Annotated in this window: 9 protein-coding genes; 5 read left to right on the forward strand and 4 right to left on the reverse strand. The window is 65.5% G+C overall.

Annotated features, from left to right (window positions below; genetic code table 11):
* Positions 1 to 16 precede the first annotated feature (16 nt).
* A complete protein-coding gene (rocF, locus tag PHX69_RS12590; RefSeq protein WP_288044098.1) occupies positions 17 to 931 on the forward strand; it encodes an arginase in 915 nt (304 codons plus the stop codon).
* Positions 932 to 967: 36 nt separating this feature from the next.
* Here rocF and mrdA read toward each other — a convergent pair whose 3' ends face one another.
* From mrdA to PHX69_RS12610, 4 genes are all read right to left on the reverse strand, one after another.
* Complete coding sequence (gene mrdA, locus PHX69_RS12595) at positions 968 to 2,911, reverse strand: penicillin-binding protein 2 (protein WP_119013230.1); 1,944 nt, start codon at positions 2,909 to 2,911, stop codon at positions 968 to 970.
* An 88-nt stretch (positions 2,912 to 2,999) separates the two neighbouring features.
* On the reverse strand, positions 3,000 to 3,518 hold the full coding sequence (mreD, locus tag PHX69_RS12600; protein ID WP_119013231.1) for a rod shape-determining protein MreD: 519 nt from the start codon (positions 3,516 to 3,518) through the stop codon (positions 3,000 to 3,002).
* Between the two features lie 49 nt (positions 3,519 to 3,567).
* On the reverse strand, positions 3,568 to 4,488 hold the full coding sequence (gene mreC, locus PHX69_RS12605) for a rod shape-determining protein MreC (RefSeq protein ID WP_288044089.1): 921 nt from the start codon (positions 4,486 to 4,488) through the stop codon (positions 3,568 to 3,570).
* A gap of 119 nt (positions 4,489 to 4,607) precedes the next feature.
* Complete coding sequence (locus PHX69_RS12610) at positions 4,608 to 5,651, reverse strand: rod shape-determining protein (protein ID WP_119013233.1); 1,044 nt, start codon at positions 5,649 to 5,651, stop codon at positions 4,608 to 4,610.
* 229 nt (positions 5,652 to 5,880) lie between these two features.
* On the opposite strand from PHX69_RS12610, the gene gatC reads away from it, so the two are divergent.
* From gatC to PHX69_RS12630, 4 genes are all read left to right on the forward strand, one after another.
* Positions 5,881 to 6,180 (forward strand): Asp-tRNA(Asn)/Glu-tRNA(Gln) amidotransferase subunit GatC, encoded by a 300-nt coding sequence (gatC, locus tag PHX69_RS12615; RefSeq protein ID WP_119013234.1) that lies wholly within the window; start codon positions 5,881 to 5,883, stop codon positions 6,178 to 6,180.
* A 7-nt stretch (positions 6,181 to 6,187) separates the two neighbouring features.
* Complete coding sequence (gene gatA, locus PHX69_RS12620) at positions 6,188 to 7,681, forward strand: Asp-tRNA(Asn)/Glu-tRNA(Gln) amidotransferase subunit GatA (protein WP_288044092.1); 1,494 nt, start codon at positions 6,188 to 6,190, stop codon at positions 7,679 to 7,681.
* Positions 7,682 to 7,790: 109 nt separating this feature from the next.
* The gene (gene gatB / locus PHX69_RS12625) at positions 7,791 to 9,239 is read left to right on the forward strand and encodes an Asp-tRNA(Asn)/Glu-tRNA(Gln) amidotransferase subunit GatB (RefSeq protein ID WP_288044094.1); all 1,449 of its coding nucleotides are present in this window, start codon (positions 7,791 to 7,793) and stop codon (positions 9,237 to 9,239) included.
* Positions 9,240 to 9,429: 190 nt separating this feature from the next.
* Positions 9,430 to 9,617 (forward strand): DsbA family protein (locus PHX69_RS12630; protein WP_288044096.1); only part of this gene is annotated, 188 nt, incomplete at its 3' end.

Consider the following 9,617-nt stretch of genomic DNA (forward strand, 5'->3'; position numbering starts at 1 on the left):
CACACCCCGCCCCTCCATCGCCCTGATCGGCGCACCCAGCGATGCAGGCGCCAACCTGCCCGGCACCAGCCTGGGGCCAGACGCCCTGCGCATTGCCGGTATCGCCCCGGCGCTGCGCGCACGCGGCCTGCACGCCATCGACCAAGGCAACCTGAGTGGCCCCGGCGTAGATCACCACGCCGGGCACGCGCCACAGCAGGGTTTTCGGCATCTGGCCGAGGTGGCGCAGTGGAATGCGGCGGTGTGTGGCGCCGTCGCCGAAGCGCTGGCGGCAGGCCACCTGCCGCTGCTGCTGGGCGGCGACCACAGCCTGGCCGTGGGCTCCATCAGCGCTGTGGCCCGGCACTGCCGCCAGCGCGGCCAGCGCCTGAAAGTGCTGTGGCTGGACGCCCATGCCGATGCCAACACCCCAGCCACCAGCCCCAGTGGCAATCTGCACGGCATGCCCGTGGCCTGCCTGCTGGGCCACGGGCCGCAGGGCCTGACGCACCTGGCGGGGCACAGCCCGGCGCTGGTGCCCGCGCAACTGGCCCTGCTGGGCGTGCGCAGCGTGGACGCGGCAGAAAAACGCTTCGTCAACGCCCTGGGCATCGAGGTGTACGACATGCGCTACATCGACGAGGTGGGCATGCGCGCCACCATGGCGCAGGCCCTGTACGGTGTGGACCGGCACACCCACCTGCACGTCAGCTTTGACCTGGACTGCCTCGACCCCACCGTGGCACCCGGGGTAGGCACGCCCGTGCGCGGCGGCCCCACCTACCGCGAAATCCAGCTGTGCATGGAGATACTGGCCGACTGCGGTGCGCTGGGCTCGGTGGATGTGGTGGAACTGAACCCGACGCGCGACGTGCGCAACCAGAGCGCCGAACTGGCCGTGGACTTGCTGGAGAGCCTGTTTGGCAAAAGCACGCTGATGCGCGCGCGCTGAAAGCGCCGCGCGGGGACGTGCCGCCGCGCGGCGCTTTCAGCGCACCGGCAGCTCGATCTCGGCCACGGGCCGGGACTTGCCGACGGGCGCCATGGCCTGGCCTTTGCGCACGGCGGCAATGTCTTCTTCGCTGGGGTATTCGTCCAGCAGCCAGTAATCGAACACGCGCCGGGCGATGGGCGCCGCCTGGGCACCGCCAAAACCGGCGTTCTCCACAATCACGGCCAGCGCAATGCGCGGCGCATCCGCCGGGGCAAAGGCGATGTAGAGGGCGTGATCGCGCTGGCGCTCTTGCAGGCGCGCGGCGTTGTACTTGTCTTTCTGGCCGATGGTGACGGCCTGCGCCGTGCCGGTTTTGCCCGCCGACACGTAGCGCGCGCCAGCAAACACCCGCGTCGAGGTGCCGCCCTGCGTCACGCCCACCATGGCACGGCGCACGGCCTCGATGTGCTCACTCTTGTAGCCCAGGTTGACCGGCGCCGGGGGCTCGATGGAGCGGCGCTCGCGCGTGACCGCATCGATGGTGGCCATGCCCAGGTGCGGGCGGTGCTGCACGCCACCATTGGCCAACGTGGCCGTGGCGTAGGCCAGTTGCAGCATGGTGAAACTGTTGTAACCCTGGCCAATGCCCAGCGAGATGGTTTCGCCCGCATACCACCTTCTCTGCTCGGGCCGGCGGTAGGCGTTGCGCTTCCACTCCTGGCTGGGCAGCACGCCGCGCAGCTCGCCATTGAGGTCAATGCCGGTGAACTGGCCAAAGCCCAGCGGTTTCATGAAGTCGTGCATGGCATCGACGCCCATGTCATTGGCCAGCTGGTAGTAGTACACGTTGCTCGACTGCACGATGCTGCGGTACAAATCCACCGCACCCAGGCCGTGGTCGCCATGGCTGCGGAAGGTATGGCCACCAAACGTCCAGGAGCCACCGTCGTGGATGATGGTGCCTGCGGTGCGCTTGCCCGTCTCCAGCGCCGCCAGCCCCATGAACGGCTTGTAGGTCGAGCCTGGCGGGTAGGTACCGCGCAGCGCTCGGTTGAGCAGCGGTTTGTCAATGGACTCGTTGAGCGCGCTCCAGTTTTCTTGGTCAATCCCCTCGACGAACAGGTTGGGATCGAACGTGGGCTTGCTCACCAGTGCCAGCACCTCGCCATTGCGCGGGTCTATGGCCACCAGCGCACCCCGGCGATCGCCATACAGGTCTTCAATGAGCTTTTGCAGCTTGATGTCCAGCGACAAGGCCACCGTGTGGCCCGGCGTGGCAGGAAAGCTGTTGAGCCGGCGCACGGCGCGCCCGCCCGCCGAGGTTTCCATTTGCTCCACGCCGGTGATGCCGTGCAGCTGCGCTTCAAAGCTTTGCTCTATGCCCAGCTTGCCGATGTACTCGGTGCCCCGGTAATTGGCTTCTTCTTCGGAGTCTTCGATGCGCTCTTTTTCTTTTTGGTTGATGCGCCCGATGTAGCCAATGGCGTGGCTGGCCACCTCGCCCAGCGGGTAGTTGCGAAACAGCCGCGCCTTGATGTCCACGCCCGGAAAGCGGTAGCGCTGGGCCGTGAAACGGGCCACCTCTTCGTCGGTCAGGCGGGTACGGATGGGCAGCGAATCAAAGCTGCGCGACTCTTCCATCAGGCGCTTGAAGCGGCGTTTGTCACGGGCGTGGATGTCCACCACCTTGGACAGCTCCTGAATGGTTTCTTCCAGCACCCCGGCCTTGGAGGGTGTGATCTCCAGCGTGTAGGCGGCGTAGTTGGTGGCCAGCACCACGCCATTGCGATCCAGAATGAGGCCCCGGTTGGGAACCACCGGCAGCACGGCAGTGCGGTTGCTCTCGGCCTGTTCGGCCAAATCCTCGTGGCGCACCACCTGCAAAAAAACCAGGCGCGCCACCACCAGGCAGAACGCCAGCAACACCGCCAGCCCCACCACCAGCACGCGGGCGCGAAAACGCGCCGCATCCAGCTCCACATTGCGCAGCTCGGTCAAGGCGCACCCCCTGGTTGGCACCTGCACTCAGGCACTGCGCTGGCACCACGCAGGCCATACCCTACCGCCAAGCCAGAGCACATCTCGCTCATAACGGCCGGTTGGCATCCTGGTCGGGAGCGCGGCGTTGCGGCGCCAGCAGCAACATGCTGGCCAGCGGCCACAGCAAGGCCTCCAGCACCGGCGCCCACAAAATGTCCCACTCCGGAAACACGCCCCCCGACAACAACCGAATCAGCGCCTGTAGCGCATGTGCGCCCACAAACAGACCCAACATCTGTAGCGCCTGCAACCAGGCCCGAAACCACAGCAGCCGCCGGTGCGTCATGGAGGTGCCAAACAGCACCAGCGCATAGGCCAGCGCATGCTGGCCCAGCAGCGCAGACTGGTGAACGTCCATGCACAGACCGAACACAAAGGCCAGCCCCATGCCCACACGCAGAGGCTGGTGTACGCCCCAGAAGGCCAGCAGCACCATCAACACATCGGGCATCCAGAGCACGCGGCCCAGGGGCAGCATGTTGATGGCCAGCGCCGCTGCCAGGCTGGCGCCAATGAAGACCGGGTTGACTGGCAGCAGCAGTTGCTGCCCACGGGGCATGATCATGGTGCCTCCCGCCCTGTGCGCCGCAGGTGCCCTGGAAGTGGCTGGTGTTTCATTTTTGTTTGCCCTTCTTGAGCACTGCCGCTGGCTCGGCGGTGGGGCGCGCCGGATCGGTGCCTGCCGTCGGTGTAATCAGCATCACATGGCGCGCACCCTCTACCCGCGCGGTGGGCGTGCAATAAATGCGCGCAAATGCGGAGTCGGCGCGCCGCTCTACCCGTACCACCCGTGCCACGGGCAGGCCAGAGGGGTAGACACCATCGAGTCCGCTGGTGGTGAGCACATCGCCCTCTTGCACATCGGCGTTGGCCGAGACGAAACGCAGTTCCAGACCGCCGCCGTGGCTGGCCACTGGGTCGCCATAGGCCACGCCGCGCGCCCCCGTGCGGATATTGAGCACGGGAATGGCCTGGTCGCGGTCCACCAGCAGCGTCACCTCACTCAGAAACGGGTGCACCCGCGTGACCTGGCCCAGCACGCCAGCGTCGTCCAGCACCGGCGAGCCCAGTTCCACCCCGTGTACCTGGCCCTGGTCTACGACCACGCGCCGGGTGTAGGGGTCGGCCGTGTCGTACAGGATTTGCGCCGCCCGTGCAGGCGCTTGCAGCCGCTCACGCAAATCGAGCAGCTTGCGCAGCCGCTCGTTCTCCTGCAGCAGCTCCTGGGCCTGGTTGGCACGCAGCGACAGCTGCAACACCTCTTTGCGCGCGGTGTCGGCCTGATCCTGTGCGGTTTGCAGGGCATGAAAATAGTCTGACCCGCGGCTGAAAAACTCCAGCGGCTGCACCATCAGCCACTGCACCGGATACAGCACCGTGGACACCACCTGGCGCAGCGGGTCGGTGATGCGCCAGCGCACGTCCGCCAGCATCAGCAACAGCGCCAGCGCAATATACAAAACGATTTGCGACAGGGCCGATGGCCCTTGGCGCATAAAAGAGGGCGTGGTGCGGTCCAGGGTTCCCAGGGACATGGGGGCCTCCGTTCAGGCGTTGCGCTGCCCGGCACGCACCAGCGCAGCATCGGCTCGGAAGGTGGCAAAAGCGGTCATGCAATTGCGGCATGTCGGCCTGCCGGGCAGGCCAGGCCGCCTCACTCGCTGGTGAAGATGCTGCCAGTGCGCCCCATGCGCTCCAGCGCAATGCCGCAACCACGCACCACGCAGGTCAGCGGGTCTTCAGCCACCAGCACGGGCAGGCCGGTTTCTTCGGCCAGCAGGCGATCGAGGTCGCGCAAGAGCGCACCGCCGCCGGTCAGCATCATGCCGCGTTCGGCAATATCGGCACCCAGCTCGGGCGGGGTTTGCTCCAGCGCGTTTTTCACGGCAGAGACAATCTGGTTGAGCGGCTCGGTCAGGGCTTCCAGCACTTCGTTGCTGGAAATGGTGAAGCTGCGCGGCACGCCTTCCGACAGGTTGCGCCCACGCACTTCCATCTCTTTGACTTCCGAGCCAGGAAAGGCCGAGCCGATGTTTTTCTTGATGGCCTCAGCGGTGGGTTCGCCAATCAGCATGCCGTAATTGCGGCGGATGTAGCTGATGATGGCTTCGTCGAACTTGTCGCCGCCCACGCGCACGCTGCCTTTGTAGACCATGCCGCCCAGCGAGATCACGCCCACCTCGGTGGTGCCGCCGCCAATATCAACCACCATGGAGCCGCTGGCCTCGCTCACTGGCAGGCCAGCGCCGATGCCAGCAGCCATGGGCTCTTCAATCAGGTAAACGGCCGTGGCGCCTGCGGCTTCTGCTGCATCTTTGATAGCACGGCGCTCCACCTGCGTAGAACCGCAAGGCACACAGATGATGATGCGCGGGCTGGGCGTGAGCAAGGTGCGCGGATGCACCATCTTGATGAACTGCTTGATCATCTGCTCGGTGATGACGAAGTCAGCAATCACGCCGTCCTTCATCGGGCGGATGGCCTCGATGTTGCCAGGCACCTTGCCCAGCATGGCCTTGGCCTCGCGGCCCACGGCCTGAATCACTTTCTTACCGTGGGGGCCCCCTTCGTGGCGGATGGCCACCACCGAAGGTTCGTCGAGGACAATGCCCTTGTCGCGGGCAAAAATCAGGGTATTGGCGGTGCCAAGGTCAATGGCCAGGTCGGTGGAGAAGTACCGACGGAAAGCTCCGAACATTCAAAATCCTCTCGGGCACGGCATGCGCTTCGGCTTGCAGTCGCCGGGTATGTAACGGGGTGTTTACGGGGTCTAAAGTGGCTCTTTTTCGCACAATGACCGGCAGTGGGCATGGTATTGCGGCAAAGGCGGGATAATACCGCATCCCCTGTGGACAACCCTTTTTGGTACATCCGCAGACACAGCTTTACATCTGGTTTCTGACGCCCATCTGACACCCATTCCCCCTATGGCACTGACCCCCCAGGATATTGGCCGCATTGCCCATCTGGCACGGCTTGAACTCAGCCCATCCGAGAGCGAGCGCATGCTCACACAACTCAATGGCTTTTTTGCCACCGTGGAGCAGATGCGTGCGGTGGACACCAGCGGTATCGAACCCCTGGCCCACCCGGTGGCCACCATCCAGGACGTACAGCTTCGCCTGCGCGACGATGTTGCCAGTGAACCCAACCAGCGCGAAGCCAACCAGAAGAGCGCTCCCGCCGTGGAGCGCGGCCTGTTCCTGGTGCCCAAAGTGATTGAGTGACGCACGCATGACTTCTTCCAACACCCCCCTGCATGACCTGAGCGTGGCCGCGCTGACCAGCGCCCTGCGCGAGCGCCACGTGAGCGCCCTGGAGACCGCCCAGCATTTTCTGGCCCGCGCCCACAGCCACCAGCCGCTGGGCGCCTATGTCGCCCTCAACGAAGAGGCCACGCTGGCCCAGGCACGCGCCGCCGATGCGCGCATCGCCGCCGGCAGCGCCGGCGTGCTGGAAGGCGTGCCCATCGCCCACAAGGACATCTTCGTCACGCGCGACTTTCCCACCACCGCTGGCTCGAAGATGCTGGTGGGCTACCAGTCGCCTTTTGACGCCACCGTGGTCACCCAACTCGCCCAGGCGGGCGCCGTGACGCTGGGCAAGCTCAATTGCGACGAGTTCGCCATGGGCTCGGCCAACGAAAACTCCGCCGTCGCGCCCGTGGGCTTTGACGCCCCGGCGCCCGTGCGCAACCCCTGGAACCACGACCATGTGCCCGGTGGTTCGTCCGGCGGCAGCGCCGTGGCCGTGGCCGCGCGCCTGGCGCCAGCCGCCACCGGCACCGACACCGGCGGCTCCATCCGCCAGCCGGCATCGTTTTGCGGCATCACCGGCATCAAACCGACCTATGGCCGCGCCTCGCGCTACGGCATGGTGGCCTATGCCTCCAGCCTCGACCAGGCCGGCCCGATGGCGCGCAGCGCCGAAGACTGCGCCATCCTGCTGTCCGCCATGTGCGGCCCCGACCCCGACCGCGACTCCACCTCGCTGGACATGCCCGCTGAGGACTTCAGCCGCTCGCTCAACGACAGCCTGGACGGCCTGCGCATCGGCATCCCGAAAGAGTTCTTTGGCGACGGCCTGGCCAGCGACGTGCGCGCCGCCGTCGATGCCGCCCTGCGCGAATACGAAAAACTCGGCGCCAAGCTGGTTCCCATCAGCCTGCCGCGCACCGAGCTGTCCATTCCCGTCTACTACATCATTGCGCCCGCCGAGGCATCGTCCAACCTGAGCCGCTTTGACGGCGTGAAGTTTGGCCACCGCGCCAACCACTTCACCGACCTCGAAGACATGTACAAAAAGACCCGCGCCGAAGGCTTTGGCGCCGAGGTCAAGCGCCGCATCATGACCGGCGCCTATGTGCTCTCGCACGGCTACTACGACGCCTACTACCTGCAAGCGCAAAAGGTGCGCCGCATGATCGCCAACGACTTCCAGAACGCCTTCCAAGACTGCGACCTGATCGCTGGCCCCGTGGCGCCCACCGTGGCCTGGAAAATCGGCGAGCACGGCAACGACCCGCTGGCCGACTACCTGGCCGACATCTTCACGCTGCCCGCCTCGCTGGCGGGCCTGCCCGGCATGAGCGTGCCCGCAGGCTTTGGCGCGGGCGGCATGCCCGTGGGCCTGCAACTGATTGGCAACTACTTTGCCGAGGCGCGGCTGCTCAACGCCGCCCACCGCCTGCAGCAGGCCACGGACTTCCACCTGCGCGGCCCGCTCTGAAAACCATAGCTGCCAGCGCACGCCACGCAAGCGATTCAGCACTAAACCAGGCTGAAAACGCCGCCAGCCGTGCGCCAGCAGCTCCCATTTTGATAGCCAAGGACAGCCCATGTCTGTGAAACTGATCCACGGTTACGAAGTCGTCATCGGCTTTGAAACCCACGCCCAGCTGGCCACGAAGAGCAAAATCTTCAGCCGCGCCAGCACCGCCTTTGGCGCCGAGCCCAACACCCAGGCCTGCGCCGTCGATCTGGCCCTGCCCGGCACGCTGCCGGTGATGAACCGCGAGGCCGTGGCCTGCGCCATCAAACTCGGGCTGGCGCTGGGCTCGCACATTGCGCCCGTCAGCATTTTTGCGCGCAAAAATTACTTCTATCCCGACCTGCCCAAGGGCTACCAGATCAGCCAGTTCGAGATTCCGGTGGTGCAGGGCGGCGAGGTGTCGTTCTTTCTGGGTGACGAGAAGAAAACCGTGCGCCTGGTGCGCGCCCACCTGGAAGAAGACGCGGGCAAATCGCTGCACGAAGACTTCATCGGCCAGTCGGGCATCGACCTGAACCGCGCGGGCACGCCGCTGCTGGAGATCGTGACCGAGCCCGACATGCGCTCGTCCGAAGAGGCCGTGGCCTACGCCAAAGAGCTGCACAAGCTCGTCACCTGGATTGGCGTGTGCGACGGCAACATGCAAGAGGGCAGTTTCCGCTGCGATGCCAACGTCTCGGTAAGGAGGCCCGGCGCCGAACTGGGCACGCGCCGCGAGATCAAGAACCTCAACAGCTTCAAGAACATGCAGCAGGCGATCGACTACGAGATCCGCTGGCAGATTGAAGAGATTGAAGATGGCCGCGCCATCCAGCAGGCCACCGTGCTGTTCAACCCCGACACGGGCGAGACGCGCGCCATGCGCACCAAGGAAGACGCGGCCGACTACCGCTACTTCCCCGACCCCGACCTGCCGCCGCTGGTGATTGCGCCCGAGTGGGTGGAGCGCGTGCGCGCCGACATGGCCGAGCTGCCGCGCGTGATGGCGGCGCGCTTTGTGCAGGACTACGGCCTGCCCGAGTACGACGCCACCCTGCTCACGCAAAGCAAGGCCATGGCCGCCTACTTTGAAGCCGCCGCCCAGGCCAGCGGCCAGGCCAAGCTGGCCAGCAACTGGATCATGGGCGAGATTTCGCGCCGCCTGAACGCGCAAGACAGCGGCATCGAAAGCGCCGCCGTCAGCGCCGCGCAACTGGCCGCGCTGATTGGCCGCATCCAGGACGGCACCATCAGCAACAACGCCGCGCGCCAGGTGTTCGAGGCGCTGTGGAGCGGCGAGGCCAGCGATGTCGATGCGGTCATCGAGGCCAAGGGCCTCAAGCAGATGAATGACAGCGGCGCGCTGGAAAAAATCGTCGATGAGGTGATTGCCGCCAACCCCGGCAACGTCGAGCAGTTCAAGGCGGGCAAGGACAAAGCCTTCAACGCACTGGTCGGCCAGGTGATGAAGGCCAGCAAGGGCAAGGCCAACCCGCAGCAAGCCACTGATTTGCTGCGCGCGCGCCTGGGCGGCTAGCGCTGTTTTTGGCTGGCTGACCAGGGCGCCAAACGGTCAGGATATGGCGCAGCAACGGGATGCGGTGCTGCAATGAGCGGTCGTTGCCGAAACCATTTTTTCGTTCCTGCCATGTGAGCAACCCCACTTCCTGCCAGGGCCAAAAACAGAAAGCGACACAAGGTGTGCCGTGCTGTGAAGAATGTGCGCCATGACCTATTCCGCTCCCCCCACCTTGCGCATCGACTTTGTCTCCGACGTTTCCTGCCCCTGGTGCGCCGTCGGCCTGGGCGCGCTGCAAGCCGCTCTCGCCCGCGTGGCGCCGGACATCACCGCCGAGCTGCACTTTCAGCCGTTTGAGCTGAACCCCCACATGCCCGCCGAAGGCCAGGACACCAT

Source organism: Simplicispira sp., from assembly GCF_028687295.1.
GTDB classification, from domain to species: domain Bacteria; phylum Pseudomonadota; class Gammaproteobacteria; order Burkholderiales; family Burkholderiaceae_C; genus Simplicispira; species Simplicispira metamorpha.

Coding starts and splice junctions, on each gene's coding strand:
- mreD (WP_119013231.1), bottom strand. CDS start 3,518: ATGATCATGCCCCGTGGGCAGCAACTGCTGCTGCCAGTCAACCCGGTC.
- gatC (WP_119013234.1), top strand. CDS start 5,881: ATGGCACTGACCCCCCAGGATATTGGCCGCATTGCCCATCTGGCACGG.
- gatA (WP_288044092.1), top strand. CDS start 6,188: ATGACTTCTTCCAACACCCCCCTGCATGACCTGAGCGTGGCCGCGCTG.
- PHX69_RS12610 (WP_119013233.1), bottom strand. CDS start 5,651: ATGTTCGGAGCTTTCCGTCGGTACTTCTCCACCGACCTGGCCATTGAC.
- gatB (WP_288044094.1), top strand. CDS start 7,791: ATGTCTGTGAAACTGATCCACGGTTACGAAGTCGTCATCGGCTTTGAA.
- mreC (WP_288044089.1), bottom strand. CDS start 4,488: ATGTCCCTGGGAACCCTGGACCGCACCACGCCCTCTTTTATGCGCCAA.